Raw genomic sequence first — 12,518 nt, 5'->3', positions numbered from 1 at the left:
TTTCATACTTGCCATAATTGTCCTGATTCTCTATAAAATTTCCATTCACCTTCCATTTCTTTATTAATAGATAGCCCTTGTGCTTTTGTTTTTCCTTCTCTAAAAAAATAAGTCAAAATATCTCTTTTTTGCTCATAGATTTTCTGACCGTTGGCATATTCTTTTTTCTTCATCATAGCATTTGTACTAATTGAATACGATTACCACAAGTATTTAAAAAAGGCGCCATTTCTTTGGGTTTTATTCTGAATTTTACGCCTAATTCGCTTAGCCTTTTATACTCTTTATTAACATTGTCTACCGTAAAAGATGTGGAAGGAGTTCCAGTACCTTTCAATTCTTTTTGATAAATTTTCATTCATTTCGATGTACTCGCTGTGATGGTCAGGGGCACTTTGCCCCAATATTTTTAATGGGCAGGTTTCTAAATGGCAAGGATGGTGGTAATCTATTCCAAGTTTACTACCTGTCCCTTAGAGTCGCTCCATTTCTTCACTTTTATAAAGATGGCCTTACCAATCAATTTTTTTCGCTACTATGCTGTTTTCAGGTCGGTGGGGTCAGAATGAAATGGGATTCTCTCCACAATGGTTTCTACGAAGTGAACGGGGCGAAATAATGGGTAACATTACAAACATTGCGAACGGTAAAACAATTATTTTGTTCAGTATAACGAAAAAATTGTGTAAACGAGACCATAGGTGATACCTTTGTAGGGCTATATGTTTAAATGGCAAGGTAGATTATCCCAAATTACCTTAAAAACCTACTTGTTTATGAAATTGAAATGGATGTTTTTCATTTTGTTCATTGCATATACTACAGTGGCAGTGAAAGCAAGTAATTTACCCATACCTGTATCGGTAAATGAAAGCATAACGATTACGTTATTTTTTCCCTCAGAAATCAAAAAGGTCGTAAAACCTGCTTCTCACTATAAGTTCGAGTATGAGCCCAATGGAAAAATAGCTGCCCTCGTAGCCAGAAAGGGGGCGACCAGTAACCTCACCGTAATTACCAAGAATGGATATATTTATTCGTTTTTACTTCAATATGATAACGAGGTCAATAGCTTCACCTATGTGCTGACAGAGGATCAAGCCATTGGGAAATTGAACAGATCTAGTGTTGCTGAGGTAAGTAATACAAATGGGAGTCTAGCCGGTCATGACGAAGAAACTGTCGAAAGGCAATCTGTTGCGGAGAAAACTGTTGAGGAGAAAACTATTGAGGAGGAAGCTATTGGGCAGACCGACGTCGATACCTTTGAAGAGCCATCTTCGAATGAAAATAACGATACGGGCAAAAAGATAGAAGCTGATTTAAGACCGAATGACCTAGCCAGCGGGGAAACCCCTGAAACAATGGAAAGCAGTCTTTACGAATCGGATAGGGAGGGCTATTATCGGATTTTTTGTGAAAATAGTTATTTGCAAAAAACCAAGTTCAAAAAAATCTCGAATACGGTAAATTTAATCGGGCTACAGCTAAACAATATAATAAAAGACCATAACGACCTGCACTTTGTATTAGAGGTAAAAAATGATTCTTGGAGCGATTATAAGGTAAAGTCGTTGAGATTCTTTATCAAATCCTTGGAAGGGAACCGCGAAATACAAATAAAGGATTTGTTTATATACAATCTGCAAGAATCCATTCCCGCGCACAGTAACAATCATCTTGTATTTGTTTGCAAAAACTTTGTTATGGGCAAAGGCCAAAATATTTATGTATTGCTAGAAGAGGATGGGGGCAGGGAACGCTCTGTAATGTTAGGGTTGACCTCACAGCAAATCAAGCGGGGCAGATAGGCCGTAAGCTACAGTATATTTTGTATGGCAAAGTTTGTTGTTTTAGTTTACCCGCTAGCTTGGTTTATTTTTGGTCCCATCCGGTAAAGCCACCCGTAACAAAAGAGTGGCCGGTCGGAAGAGGACTATTAGGGTATTGGGTGTTCTTTTATTTGCAAGTCTCTGCTAGTGCTTTAATATCTTCAACACCCATTTTTTGTGATTCGATCATGGTGGGATAGTTTTCCATCATTTTGTCAAGAACACAAGAGCATAATTCAGTTGCTTTTTCTTCGGAAACTTTGGCATTGTTTGCACCAATGCAACCTTTTAGAAATCCGTTTTTATCATCTTCGGACCATCCTTTGGTTTCTTGGCAGGAAATTCCTAGAATGACCAATAATAGTAAGACGAAACCTTTTACTGTTACGATTTTCATGTTAACGTTTTATTTATAGATTATTTCTTACAAGTAACGGTGAGGTTGATTGTTTAGTGCATTGCCAAATAGAAAAATAAGTATTTGTGTTCTATGGTCTCTTCTAGATTTTTGTAAGGGAAACTATAATTGAAAAATGCGATGTCTCTTCTGCTGGCGGGGCGGATACGAACGAATGTTTACGTTTTTTTTACGGCGCTTTGATCTTTAGATCCGAAAATGGCTGAAGAATAAGCCCAAATACCAATGAGCATTCCGCCGACAAAGAACAGCACCAGAAAGGGAAGCCAATCGGGGTGATTGTCGGGGTTTTCTAAAAGGATCCATCTCTTGTACAAATAACTTAAGAGTCCTAAAGTAAAGCCTAGCATCATCAAGGGTATTATAAGCTTGAGTCCCAGAATGCCCAAAATATTCCTGGGCCTGGCAGTAGGTTTTCCTATGGCGTAGTTGTACCCGGCCCACAGCAGTGCCAATAGCCAGACACAAGTAAGCCAGGCCACGAGTTTTGTTCCAACGGAAATTATTCCGAGGGTAAGTATTTTGTCGTTCTCGGTATCGTAGAAGATGGTAATATTGCTTCCTATTTTGGTTCTATCCCCAGAGCTATAGTCGAGTTTGCGCTCCAGTTTTTGTCCGTTTTCCAATTCAATTTCTACAATGGGCGTAAACATTGCGACTTCTCGTTCATTGCCATCGCTGTCCTTAACGGTATCGTAATGCATTTCTTCAAAAACAATGGGTACCTCCATTCTATTTCCTGTAAAAAGGGGGGAGAAAGTGTAGGGTATAATGAGTGTAAACGGAATGGCAAGGTTTGAAATAATTACGGTCAGGATAAGGATATAGATTGCGGAACAGCCTGACTTTTCCCCTTTGTTCTTTGTTTTGCGTCGGCTTATGATGCCCCAGCCCAATACCAAGCCGAAAAGACTGCTGAAAATGAAGAGAGATGCATAAAGGGACATAGAATATATTTTGGGGTGTCGGAGGTTTTATGAGCCTAAAAAGCGACTCATTCCTCATTACTTATTTCTTTTACTTTAGTTTGATAAATCTTGTACAAGAGGGAATGATTGGTCAAAACAAATATGAGGTTGACGAAGGCTATAGCGGCCCAAACTAAAAACAATTTCAGCGTTGCTTGGTCATTGTACTGCATAATACCAATGATGATAGCACCGAGGAACCATGTAGCAATGAAATAGAGTAGGCCCAAGATATTCATTTTGCCATCAGGTGCTTGTTTGAAGAGGCTAATCAAGAACCTGTAGGGTATATACAATACCAAAATACCGATATACGCCAAGGATTGAATAACATCAATATTGTTGTTGATCCCTTTTAGAAAATCAACATACTCAAAACTGAACTCCATCGTACTGTTTTTCTTTTTCTGAAATCTGCAATAGTTCTTTTTTACCGTATCCCATGGGTTTGGCCAACAACAGGGCGGGGAATTCCTTGATGCCAATATTGTACAGGTTGACACTATCGTTGTAAAGTTCCCTCCGGTCGGCCAAGTGGTTTTCGAGTTCCGATATCCTTTGCTGTAGGGAGAGGAAGGAGGCATTGGCCTTTACATCGGGATAGTTCTCAGAAACCGCCAAGATATGGGCAAAGGCCTTGTTCAGCTCATTGGCCGCCTTTACCTTGTTGTCGTTATTGGTAGCGTTCAAATATCGGGTCCTCAATTCGGTCACTTTGGTGAGCAGGCCTTCCTCGTACTCCATGTATTTTTTGACGATTTTTACGAGCTCGGGTATTTCATCTGCACGTTGTTTTAAAAGGACGTCGATATTGGCGAAGTTCTTGTCAATGTTTTGGTTCAACATCACAAGACGATTGTAGATCTTGACACCGCTGGAAACGATGTAAACCAAGATCAGGGCCAGTACTATGATTAAGATTATGTGGTTCATATATGTATGTATTACAATTCAAATGGTAAAAATGGGTTTAGGTCAAAGGCTTTAAAAAGAGAAGAAAACCTTACGATTACCTTTTCTCCCTCTATATCTATATCGCAAAGTAGTATAATACTGATTATCGCGATTAAAAATATAAAATGTCTTATCAGCGAATTACGTAGCGGTCGTAAGACGTTCCAACGTTGAACATAATCAAAAGGGGCGATTGCAAAGATGTTTTTCGAAGGTTCTTTTTCTATGAATACTTGCTGTCCCCTGTTGGTAGCCTTACCGACCAAGAGTACATCCATGCCTTCTTTTAATAAAAATAGCTGATAACGTTTGCTATTGGATTCATAACTGTGTTCCGATTCGGGAAAATTCAATATACTTATATCTTCTCCCTTAACGGTTGCCGTACCCGTATCATCGGTTATTTCAAAGGTATTGCATTGGGTCTCCATGGAGATGTTGGTATAGCTTTTTTTGCCATCCTTGTCCTTGCTGATCGTGTCGATTTTATACACATATCCGATGCAGGGTTCTTTTTTTATTCTGGATATTACGGGGTCGATCATTCTGGTCTTTTCGGAAATTTCTACCAGCCCCATGGCCATTGAACGTATCTTGGAGGTGGCGAGGGTGCCTTGTAAATCGTAAAAAACATTCTTCTTGCTAGGTTTGACGATATCCAAGAAAAGAGGAACCGCAAACAACAGAAAAATACCCCAAGGCCATGTGAGCATTATTAGGGGCATTCCCAATAAAAAAAGCAAAATACCTATGATTGATTCCTTTTTACGAATTGAATTATATATCCCTCCGCAGATCATAAGGAGTACAAGAAGGGGGAAATTGACCAAGCAAGCGAAGAGAACGTAACCAGGGTCGAAAAAAGCCGTAATCAAGACCACGGCAGGGGAAACGGCGAATAAAGGCCAGCCCGGTTTAACGGTGATTTTATAAATACTGTTTAATACCAAGAAATAGAAGATACCGAAAGCACTTGAAAATAATACCATAAAAATGATTATCGGGGTATCTACGATATCTAATCTGAAGGTTTCCAGCACGGACTTGTTTTATTTTCTATTGTAGTAACGATATGTTGATTATATAAATTATTAGAAAAGCGACTATTTGTCGAAAATGATATTTTAATAATGGGTGCACTTATATGATATAAGATGAAGCAAGTTATAAAAGAGGGCAAAGAAGTTACATATGAAATCTACAATGCCTAGATATTTCGGAGTTTATGCCATTTTGTAATAATTGATCTAATGTGAAGGCTTACTCGATTCACGATTATATTATATGTCGCAGGAATCAAAGCGATTGATTTCTTCACCGCAACCTAAAATTTAAAAGGAGCTGAATTTTGGGGAGGGTATCGATATCTTCGAATTCTTGGACTTAGTGCCCTTTATGGCTTTTAAGCATATTATTGGCGCTTTGTCCATGCTTTTTTGAGGTTGAAAAAGCTGAATATAATTCCCGCACCGATCAATAAGTACATGGCATAAGACTCGATAAAAGATTTTGATGGCGTTTTGGCCAATTGCGGTGTCTCGGGGTTGTACAAGATGGTAATCTTATCGTTGACGGCCTTAGTAGTGCCGAATATCGGAATGGCCAGCAGTTCCACTTGGGTTTCATATTGATTGCCATCATTGGCGGTAAAAGATACCATGGCAAAAGCCCTAGTGCTTTTCGCCTTGACTTTATTGTGAACTTCAAGAATGGTAGCCTCTGTTTCGACCCAGTTTTCAGTGGCTTCCTGAGCCATAAGAAGAAAGGGCGATACTAGAAATAATACACTAAGCAAGATTGATTTCATATGTAATTTTAATTGAATTATGTTCAAGATGGCTTCGTTTTATAACAGCTCCCCTTTATTCGATAGATCTTTGATACCTAAACGAAAATTTATAGGAATTACCGATAACAAGTTTACATACTTTTCTGTAATTATTATATTCAATTTTTAAGTTTTGTCGTTTTTCTACATGGAAATTGAACATTTTTTGGGTTCGTGAAACTGTATAACGTTCTGCAATAAAAAACCACTACAATTCATATTGTAGTGGTTCTTTGCTTTTATCAGTTCTTGTTGTTTACTCGCCATAGGGGAGAGTGTGACGATTGCACTTGGGGCATCCATTTTAAAAATAGTTTTTTATCGGCAATGTTTTTTGCACTGCAATAGGCCCATTTTTTTTAGAAATACAAAAGCTATCTAAATGTTTAGATAGCTTAGTTTGTTGTTTCTTATGCTGTACGGCACTCGTTACGAACGAGTGCTAGCCGGGGGGATTTTAGCAATATTATTAGCCTGATATTATATCGTTAAAGATGCTTTTCACAGAACCCATTCCATGTTTATTTTTGTCATTTGCAAAAGCTAAATATTTTTTAATTATATTTTTCAAATCGATATTATTTTTTCTTGATAATTTTTTTAATTCATCGATTTCAAGCAAAGCGTCTCTTGTATCATCGCCCAAGTCGTTTAAAATGAAAAATAGAATCTTTTCATGAAACCAATCTATCGAACTTTTATCATTTAAATTAGTAGAAGAAACAAGAGATTTTAAATTTTCTAGATTAGAGAATGTATTTATTATTTTATTTCTCTGTATTGCATCATATTTTGGAAAGTTTTCAATTAGTTTTTTACTAATCAATTCTATAATATTTCTATTTTCATTATAAAAAGCATTTTTTTGTTTTTTAGCAATATCAAGCCAATCATCATCGTTTATATCAATTGAATTGGAATATTTTTCCTTCTTTGATTTTACTAGTATTCTTTCCGTATTTAGCATTTCTTCAATCAAATTATTACACTCTATCATCTTAACCGCATTTGATATTATTCTTAGGGACCATATGTCCATCTTTTTCAATATATCCAGCTTTTTTCAACTGTGCTAATTCATCAGCAAACACAGTAGGGGCACCACGTTTAGCATCCCATAAATTATCCGCAATTCTAGGACTTGTTAGTTTAAAAGCTGCTCCTCTGTCTATTCCTCCCTGAATCCAGGCCTTATGACCTGGACTACCAGGAGACATGTCATCAACTTTATTTAAAACAGGCCCAAGTTCCTCAGGTACCTTCGGTAATTTAGTCCCATCAGAAATATCCTCCAACTTATCGGCAGCTTTTGCGGCATCGCCAAGGTCGTCTAATTTGTCGAGCACTCTAGCGGCGTCAACGGTTCTATCTGCTACCTTTGCTGCAGTCAAAGCCGCAGCACTTTCAGCCGTTCCTATTTCCATAAGTATTTCAAAGGCTACTTGTCCGGTAAAGTCGCCCCATTCCTCGGCGCTCATGTTGGTGGCCTTGTCCATCAATTGCTGCGCCATTACGGCGTTTTCGGCCTATTGAGTTTATATTGAGAAAAGCCATCAGTTTAATTAGAGAACAGTGTTTTTGGCTACTATTTTTTACGTTCAGCTAAAAACACAAAAGCTATCTAAGATTTTTAGATAGCTTTTATTTAAGTCTAGTTTGTTTCTTGCTCTGGACGGCACTCGTTACAAACGAGCGCTAGCGGGGGGGGTAATGTGATTCATTACAGATTAGCTAAAGTTTCGTCTAAATCACTTTCCATAATGTTCACTTTTACAAAGCCTTCGATTTTATCGGAAGCTTGACCATCAAAAAGAGATTTGATAATTTCAACACACTCATCGTAACTCGCATATTTTTGAAGACAAATGAAGTTTTTCATATCGTATAGAACGTCTACTAACCATTTGTCTTCCTCTTCCCAAGTGAATTGAATGGTTTTGGGAACGTTTTTGATGCCGAAAAAGGATCCTTTGATATCAGATAACTCGTAAAATTCAGTAATAGCTTGCTCTAGATTTAACTCTTCATCTTGAAGTTCATAATCCGATTCTGCATCGTATAAGAATATTTTCATCACTTTAATTTTTCAAGCATTTTAATGGTTTTAAGCTTTGCTTTCTGAACATCACCAGATATATCTCCGTAGTTTGACTCTTTAACACCTAACTTCTTTTTATGAAGGTCTTGAATAGTAATAATCATACCTGTCAAAGCTTCTGTATTACTTTCGTTAACAATAGCTTCTTTGATATATCTCGTCACTCTGTTTTTAACCGATTTCTTATTGTACCATATCTGACGCATGGCCGTGGCCGCATAACCTCTCAGTTGGCCATCCTCGTCATTTAACATCCTTTCGTTTAAGATATTCAAATCCTCCACTGAGGTCCCAACCCAGCCCATAACGATTAAACATCGGTAACGAATATCTCGGATTGGTGATTTGATTTCCTTTTCGACAATTTCTTTGACCAGAGGACTTCTCAAATGCCCTAATATTTGTATTAGCCTAGCCTTCTTTTCTAAATCTGATTCTGTTTTATATTTTTCATATAAAAAATCCGACACAACCGTTTTGTCCCTTTTGTTTACAACATCTGAATAGAAGAATGAAATAATCATGTTTTTGGGGCCTTCAGGTATGGAGTTATCATCTAAAATAGAGTAGTGGAATTCCAAAAACTCCTTTGAATCGCTAGATAAAAGGTGCTCCTTCAATTCAAAAACATTATCCATCAAAGTTCCCTCATTTTTATAGGTATTGTATTCATGTTTAAGTTCTTCTATCGAAATCATTTATTCCTCAATTTAATTAATCAATAATTTTATCGGGTCTTGGTTTATTCGCTGGACCGAATTCATGATATTGGTCTCCACAAACTTTATGTCTTTTGCGATGTGTTGATTTTCTCTGGGTTTTCATGTTTCCAGATTTGTCAAGACTTTTTTTGCCTGCATTTGTCTTTGCGGTGTAGAGCGGCGTTTCATGCGAAACCTCATAACCCTTTGGAACACTTTTACCGTCAGAATCTAAAATATGTTTTCTTGCTCTGTCCGATAAACCACTCTTGGGGTCTTTTGCATCCCGTAATAACGTTTTCCTCCGTTCTGCAGAACTCCTTTTATAAGCGTTCGGATTTTTCCCTTTCGCCTTGGGATCTTTTGCAAAAGTGCCATCTTTATTTCTTAATTTTCCATTTTTATCTCTAAAAGTACCTGGTGGATCAGCAATTTCGTCAAGTTGTTCAACAACGTCGTCAGCACCCTTAGTTCCAGCTTCCAATACTTCATCGCCACCCTTAGTAAAAAGTTTAACAATATCGTCGGCATAATGGCCTATAACTTTTCCTGCTCCCAAAAATAAGAAACCTAGGGCAACTTCTTTAAATAAAGCTTCTTCATCTCCGTCTTGGGAGTAATCGTACAATGCTTTGACGGTTAATAAACAACCGGCGACCTCCAAAGCGGCCACCGTTACAGCTATACCCGTAGCCAATGCTCCTGAAGCTGCTGCTACGGCCCCAATGGCGGCAATGGCCGCACCTCCGGTAACCACGATCAAGGCGACCGCGGCGACGACCAACACCGCTTTGCCCAAGGTGTCCCAAAAATTGGATTCCTCTTCGGCACAGGCGGCCGTGGCAGCTGCCGGGGAATAAAAATCTTAACGGTACCACCTAAGGTACAGGGCAATAGCGAGTCTTCCAACAAAGGGGTGAAGAGGCCTACGAAGATGCGATCTTCAAAACCGTCCCACATGATCGGGGCGGGTACGCAGGCGCTGCTGGTTGCCGTGCAAACTCCCATGGGTTGTACGTTTACCATAGGAATCATATCTCCCGTGTTGGCTACAGGATCGTCAAACAAGAAGGTGTTGTTATTGATTGTTGGTAATGGTGAACTCTACCGGAACGGTACCTTTATCACAGGCCAGATAGGTGCCTTGCGATACGTACTTTTTAGCTTCCATAGTATTTGGACATTGAAATTATCATAAAATTAAATTTTACAATCTATTTTTCTTCATTAAGGTTGTTATTTCTACTACTTCATAAATTAAGTTTGCAAATTTTTCATAGTTAGATTCGAATTCTCTTACAGCAAAAACACCTATTGTCAAATCAGTTAGTCTTGTACGTTCTCCTGCGTTTTTCAATGCTTCTAGAATGTATTTTAACTGAATTCGGGTAGATACGATGGGTTCCCAATCAGAATTGGGGCTAAAAAGCTCTTCCGACATTTGAATCGTTTTCTCAACAGTTTCTATTGCTTTTAGTTTATTCATTTTACTGTTTTTATTTGGGAATAAAACATCAATATTATCCGTAAAGTATTGTGTTCCTCCACCTGTTGTTTCTTATTCTAAGAAACCGATATCGTCCATTTTAACAACATTGGGACATTTACAAAATTTCTTGAGTTACTATAATCTCATGGTATTAAAAATACAAAAGCTATCTAAATGTTTAGATAGCTTAGTTTGTTGTTTCTTACTCCGTACGACACTCGTTGCAAACGAGCGCTGTCTAACTTTTTTATTCAGACTTGTTTTTATAAATCAATTCCAGCCCGTAATTCAAGATATTGCTTGAAAAAAAGCTCGAAATTGTCAGCTATAACATTTGTAACTTTTCGTCTAAACAGATCGTAAGAAACTATGGGACATTCGTTTTCATTATTTCTCGAAGAGCAATCTATACACCATGCAAGCTCTTGGTATTTATAAAAAACTACGACTAAATGGTTAGGTAAATCAAAATTTTCACGGCATTCTAAAGTGTCCCTTAATATTGTTCCACCAGTTTTTAATTCGGCATTATTACTTTCAATACCTGAAATTTCGTCATCGATTACGCCGCCGCCGCCATATTCATTTAAGAAATTTTTAAAGGAAATAGGGAGTTTAACTTTAAGTTTTTCTTCAAGAATTTTAATTTGATCATTATCAGCACCACCTTGCCAAAAAAGTTCTTCTCCAGATTGTTCTATTTTATCGATTAGTTCTTTATAGTCTTTCATCTAATAAAATCTTTTAATTTTTCTATCCAATATTTTTTTCTGTATTTATTATACTGATATTCAAGTTTCTGATTATTTCTAAAGCTTGCGCCATCCTCTATAATACTATGTAGTGGTTTGTGATGGGTTTTATGAAATGATGTAGTAAGCTCAACCATCGAGCTAGGCTCTTTACCGATTAAATGATGTAAATTTATTTGTTACCCCCTCCCGCTAGCGCTCGTATTTTACGAGTGCCGTCACAGTTCCTTCCTACTGAAAACCTGAATATCAATTATAAAGCCAAGGCTTATATTGGTTAGGTTTCTTGCATTACCATTCTCTGCTCATTGCTTAAAAATACAAAAGCTATCTAAGATTTTTAGATAGCTTTTTTTTAATTCTGGTTTGTTTCTTACGCTGTATGGCACTCGTTACGAACGAGTGCTAGTGGAGGGGCATGAGTTTCAGAAAAGAATGACAAAACATTAACTTCCCTGCACTACAAAATAAAGTGGGACATCCGGATTATTTGGGTTTTCTCCTTCCCAAAGTAAAAGTCCCTCAAAAAAAGAATTGTCTTGATCTTGTAACTTTTCCTGAACTTGGTTATGCACTTTGAAAAGTAGTTCGCCTTGGAGGAAAAATTCGCCATTGTCTGCTGTAAGTAAAAAATCAGGTTCTATATCATCTTCCTTTTCTTCGCTCCAATATGAATATTGAACAACGACTTGTGGACTCCCCAGTACTTTTTTGTCCTTGTCAAACTCAAAATCCTCTCCGAAGATGTCTTCGTTATACGTCAGAAGGGCAATGAGGAATTCTGAAAGAGAGGAATAGGCCTTGTCTTTAAAATTCCAGAGGACATCATTTAATAGTCTTTTTGGATGTTGCATAGTTTTTATTGGTAAAAGCGACCGAGGTCATAACCATGTTTTAAAGCCATTTCGTAGTAGCTTTGGTTCATATCTTCACCTATTTGGTCGTATATTTCTTTTCTGAAATTATTGTTAAGCCGAATATCGTTGTTGTCTAAGAAATAAGTTCTATCTGATTTCATCAAATCATCTCTATCTTGTAAATGAAAAGATTCGTCTACCATTTGATAAAATGAGCTGCAAATAGTTCCGGTATATTTTTGATTGCCATTGCCTTTATTTTTTGGAAAATCTTCACATACAATTTTTGTGGGTAATGAAACGTCAAATTTTCTAAAATTTATTAATCCTTTATCCCCTGTCTCTAAAGTTTCAGGAAAATCTAACTTATAGTATTCTACAGGTTCATGTTCATGAAAAGTCCATTCAATATTATAATTTTTTGAATAGAAGTACTTTTTGAATGTGTACTGACTTGGTAATATAATTTCCTTAGAAGTCAGATTTGGAGTTTCATAAATGTAAGCTTCCCCTAATTAGAACTGCCTAGTTTTCTAAAACTTCATTAAAGTTATTGTTTTTAATTCTTTTGGGGCTAGCCCCAAAAGAATTAAGTTCCGCATATTTTACGGGCGGTATTTT

The 12,518-nt window shown here is 37.3% G+C and carries 21 protein-coding genes; 2 read left to right on the top strand and 19 right to left on the bottom strand.

Going from position 1 to position 12,518, the window contains the following annotated elements; all coding sequences use genetic code 11:
- Positions 1–2: 2 nt before the first annotated feature.
- Together BW980_RS22630 and BW980_RS17725 are read right to left on the bottom strand one after the other, a co-directional pair.
- Positions 3–176 (bottom strand): hypothetical protein, encoded by a 174-nt coding sequence (locus tag BW980_RS22630; protein ID WP_175609912.1) that lies wholly within the window; start codon positions 174–176, stop codon positions 3–5.
- Positions 173–358, bottom strand: coding sequence for a VOC family protein (locus BW980_RS17725; RefSeq protein ID WP_076456511.1), 186 nt, complete (start codon positions 356–358; stop codon positions 173–175). Before BW980_RS17725 ends, BW980_RS22630 begins: the two co-directional genes overlap by 4 nt.
- 418 nt (positions 359–776) lie before the next feature.
- On the opposite strand from BW980_RS17725, the gene BW980_RS17715 reads away from it, so the two are divergent.
- Positions 777–1,811, top strand: a complete 1,035-nt coding sequence (locus tag BW980_RS17715) for a DUF4138 domain-containing protein (RefSeq protein WP_175609911.1) — start codon at positions 777–779, stop codon at positions 1,809–1,811.
- Positions 1,812–1,959: 148 nt separating this feature from the next.
- Here the strand turns inward: BW980_RS17715 and BW980_RS17710 are convergent, their stop codons facing one another.
- The 11 genes from BW980_RS17710 to BW980_RS17660 all read right to left on the bottom strand — a co-directional run bounded on the left by BW980_RS17710 (position 1,960) and on the right by BW980_RS17660 (position 9,427).
- Positions 1,960–2,229: a hypothetical protein gene (locus BW980_RS17710; protein WP_076456508.1), complete on the bottom strand. Its 270-nt coding sequence runs from the start codon at positions 2,227–2,229 to the stop codon at positions 1,960–1,962.
- Positions 2,230–2,408: 179 nt separating this feature from the next.
- On the bottom strand, positions 2,409–3,197 hold the full coding sequence (locus BW980_RS17705) for a hypothetical protein (RefSeq protein ID WP_076456507.1): 789 nt from the start codon (positions 3,195–3,197) through the stop codon (positions 2,409–2,411).
- Between the two features lie 47 nt (positions 3,198–3,244).
- A complete protein-coding gene (locus BW980_RS17700; RefSeq protein ID WP_076456506.1) occupies positions 3,245–3,607 on the bottom strand; it encodes a hypothetical protein in 363 nt (120 codons plus the stop codon).
- Complete coding sequence (locus BW980_RS17695; protein ID WP_076456505.1) at positions 3,591–4,151, bottom strand: LemA family protein; 561 nt, start codon at positions 4,149–4,151, stop codon at positions 3,591–3,593. Before BW980_RS17695 ends, BW980_RS17700 begins: the two co-directional genes overlap by 17 nt.
- 11 nt (positions 4,152–4,162) lie before the next feature.
- Positions 4,163–5,161 carry a hypothetical protein gene (locus BW980_RS17690; RefSeq protein WP_076456504.1) on the bottom strand — a complete coding sequence of 333 codons (999 nt, stop codon included), beginning with the start codon at positions 5,159–5,161 and terminating at the stop codon, positions 4,163–4,165.
- A 422-nt stretch (positions 5,162–5,583) separates the two neighbouring features.
- Entirely contained in the window at positions 5,584–5,979 is a 396-nt protein-coding gene (locus BW980_RS17685; protein WP_139327726.1) for a DUF3592 domain-containing protein, read from the bottom strand.
- Positions 5,980–6,469: 490 nt separating this feature from the next.
- Positions 6,470–6,997, bottom strand: a complete 528-nt coding sequence (locus tag BW980_RS17680) for a hypothetical protein (RefSeq protein WP_076456502.1) — start codon at positions 6,995–6,997, stop codon at positions 6,470–6,472.
- Position 6,998: 1 nt separating this feature from the next.
- Complete coding sequence (locus BW980_RS17675) at positions 6,999–7,511, bottom strand: hypothetical protein (RefSeq protein ID WP_076456501.1); 513 nt, start codon at positions 7,509–7,511, stop codon at positions 6,999–7,001.
- A 209-nt stretch (positions 7,512–7,720) separates the two neighbouring features.
- On the bottom strand, positions 7,721–8,074 hold the full coding sequence (locus tag BW980_RS17670) for a hypothetical protein (protein ID WP_076456500.1): 354 nt from the start codon (positions 8,072–8,074) through the stop codon (positions 7,721–7,723).
- Positions 8,074–8,796: a HEAT repeat domain-containing protein gene (locus tag BW980_RS17665; RefSeq protein ID WP_076456499.1), complete on the bottom strand. Its 723-nt coding sequence runs from the start codon at positions 8,794–8,796 to the stop codon at positions 8,074–8,076. Before BW980_RS17665 ends, BW980_RS17670 begins: the two co-directional genes overlap by 1 nt.
- Before the next feature lie 16 nt (positions 8,797–8,812).
- A complete protein-coding gene (locus BW980_RS17660; RefSeq protein WP_175609909.1) occupies positions 8,813–9,427 on the bottom strand; it encodes a hypothetical protein in 615 nt (204 codons plus the stop codon).
- A 4-nt stretch (positions 9,428–9,431) separates the two neighbouring features.
- Here BW980_RS17660 and BW980_RS22625 point away from each other — a divergent pair, with 4 nt between their 5' ends.
- Positions 9,432–9,659 carry a hypothetical protein gene (locus BW980_RS22625; RefSeq protein WP_175609908.1) on the top strand — a complete coding sequence of 76 codons (228 nt, stop codon included), beginning with the start codon at positions 9,432–9,434 and terminating at the stop codon, positions 9,657–9,659.
- On the opposite strand, the gene BW980_RS23025 is transcribed toward BW980_RS22625, so the two are convergent.
- From BW980_RS23025 to BW980_RS22620, 6 genes are all read right to left on the bottom strand, one after another.
- Positions 9,559–9,825, bottom strand: coding sequence for a PAAR-like protein (locus BW980_RS23025; RefSeq protein ID WP_394333505.1), 267 nt, complete (start codon positions 9,823–9,825; stop codon positions 9,559–9,561). The genes BW980_RS22625 and BW980_RS23025 overlap by 101 nt on opposite strands.
- A 181-nt stretch (positions 9,826–10,006) precedes the next feature.
- Complete coding sequence (locus BW980_RS17650; protein WP_076456496.1) at positions 10,007–10,285, bottom strand: immunity protein Tsi6 family protein; 279 nt, start codon at positions 10,283–10,285, stop codon at positions 10,007–10,009.
- 266 nt (positions 10,286–10,551) lie between these two features.
- Positions 10,552–11,019 carry an SMI1/KNR4 family protein gene (locus tag BW980_RS17645; RefSeq protein WP_076456495.1) on the bottom strand — a complete coding sequence of 156 codons (468 nt, stop codon included), beginning with the start codon at positions 11,017–11,019 and terminating at the stop codon, positions 10,552–10,554.
- Positions 11,016–11,216 carry an HNH/ENDO VII family nuclease gene (locus tag BW980_RS23020; RefSeq protein WP_394333504.1) on the bottom strand — a complete coding sequence of 67 codons (201 nt, stop codon included), beginning with the start codon at positions 11,214–11,216 and terminating at the stop codon, positions 11,016–11,018. The genes BW980_RS17645 and BW980_RS23020 overlap by 4 nt, the downstream gene beginning before the upstream one ends.
- A gap of 270 nt (positions 11,217–11,486) precedes the next feature.
- On the bottom strand, positions 11,487–11,894 hold the full coding sequence (locus BW980_RS17635; RefSeq protein WP_076456494.1) for a hypothetical protein: 408 nt from the start codon (positions 11,892–11,894) through the stop codon (positions 11,487–11,489).
- A 5-nt stretch (positions 11,895–11,899) separates the two neighbouring features.
- Positions 11,900–12,058, bottom strand: a complete 159-nt coding sequence (locus tag BW980_RS22620; RefSeq protein ID WP_175609910.1) for a hypothetical protein — start codon at positions 12,056–12,058, stop codon at positions 11,900–11,902.
- Positions 12,059–12,518 lie beyond the last annotated feature (460 nt).

This window comes from Zobellia uliginosa, from assembly GCF_900156625.1.
Classification (GTDB): domain Bacteria; phylum Bacteroidota; class Bacteroidia; order Flavobacteriales; family Flavobacteriaceae; genus Zobellia; species Zobellia uliginosa.
The sequence above is the reverse complement of the archived record's forward strand: the minus strand, read 5'-3'. Positions and strand labels throughout refer to the sequence as shown.

Bases quoted from the DNA above. Each gene is read 5' to 3' on its own strand.
- BW980_RS22630 (WP_175609912.1), bottom strand. From the start codon at position 176: ATGATGAAGAAAAAAGAATATGCCAACGGTCAGAAAATCTATGAGCAA.
- BW980_RS17725 (WP_076456511.1), bottom strand. From the start codon at position 358: ATGAAAATTTATCAAAAAGAATTGAAAGGTACTGGAACTCCTTCCACA.
- BW980_RS17715 (WP_175609911.1), top strand. From the start codon at position 777: ATGAAATTGAAATGGATGTTTTTCATTTTGTTCATTGCATATACTACA.
- BW980_RS17710 (WP_076456508.1), bottom strand. From the start codon at position 2,229: ATGAAAATCGTAACAGTAAAAGGTTTCGTCTTACTATTATTGGTCATT.
- BW980_RS17705 (WP_076456507.1), bottom strand. From the start codon at position 3,197: ATGTCCCTTTATGCATCTCTCTTCATTTTCAGCAGTCTTTTCGGCTTG.
- BW980_RS17700 (WP_076456506.1), bottom strand. From the start codon at position 3,607: ATGGAGTTCAGTTTTGAGTATGTTGATTTTCTAAAAGGGATCAACAAC.
- BW980_RS17695 (WP_076456505.1), bottom strand. From the start codon at position 4,151: ATGAACCACATAATCTTAATCATAGTACTGGCCCTGATCTTGGTTTAC.
- BW980_RS17690 (WP_076456504.1), bottom strand. From the start codon at position 5,161: ATGGTATTATTTTCAAGTGCTTTCGGTATCTTCTATTTCTTGGTATTA.
- BW980_RS17685 (WP_139327726.1), bottom strand. From the start codon at position 5,979: ATGAAATCAATCTTGCTTAGTGTATTATTTCTAGTATCGCCCTTTCTT.
- BW980_RS17680 (WP_076456502.1), bottom strand. From the start codon at position 6,997: ATGATAGAGTGTAATAATTTGATTGAAGAAATGCTAAATACGGAAAGA.
- BW980_RS17675 (WP_076456501.1), bottom strand. From the start codon at position 7,511: ATGGCGCAGCAATTGATGGACAAGGCCACCAACATGAGCGCCGAGGAA.
- BW980_RS17670 (WP_076456500.1), bottom strand. From the start codon at position 8,074: ATGAAAATATTCTTATACGATGCAGAATCGGATTATGAACTTCAAGAT.
- BW980_RS17665 (WP_076456499.1), bottom strand. From the start codon at position 8,796: ATGATTTCGATAGAAGAACTTAAACATGAATACAATACCTATAAAAAT.
- BW980_RS23025 (WP_394333505.1), bottom strand. From the start codon at position 9,825: ATGGTAAACGTACAACCCATGGGAGTTTGCACGGCAACCAGCAGCGCC.
- BW980_RS17650 (WP_076456496.1), bottom strand. From the start codon at position 10,285: ATGAATAAACTAAAAGCAATAGAAACTGTTGAGAAAACGATTCAAATG.
- BW980_RS17645 (WP_076456495.1), bottom strand. From the start codon at position 11,019: ATGAAAGACTATAAAGAACTAATCGATAAAATAGAACAATCTGGAGAA.
- BW980_RS17635 (WP_076456494.1), bottom strand. From the start codon at position 11,894: ATGCAACATCCAAAAAGACTATTAAATGATGTCCTCTGGAATTTTAAA.
- BW980_RS22620 (WP_175609910.1), bottom strand. From the start codon at position 12,058: ATGAAATCAGATAGAACTTATTTCTTAGACAACAACGATATTCGGCTT.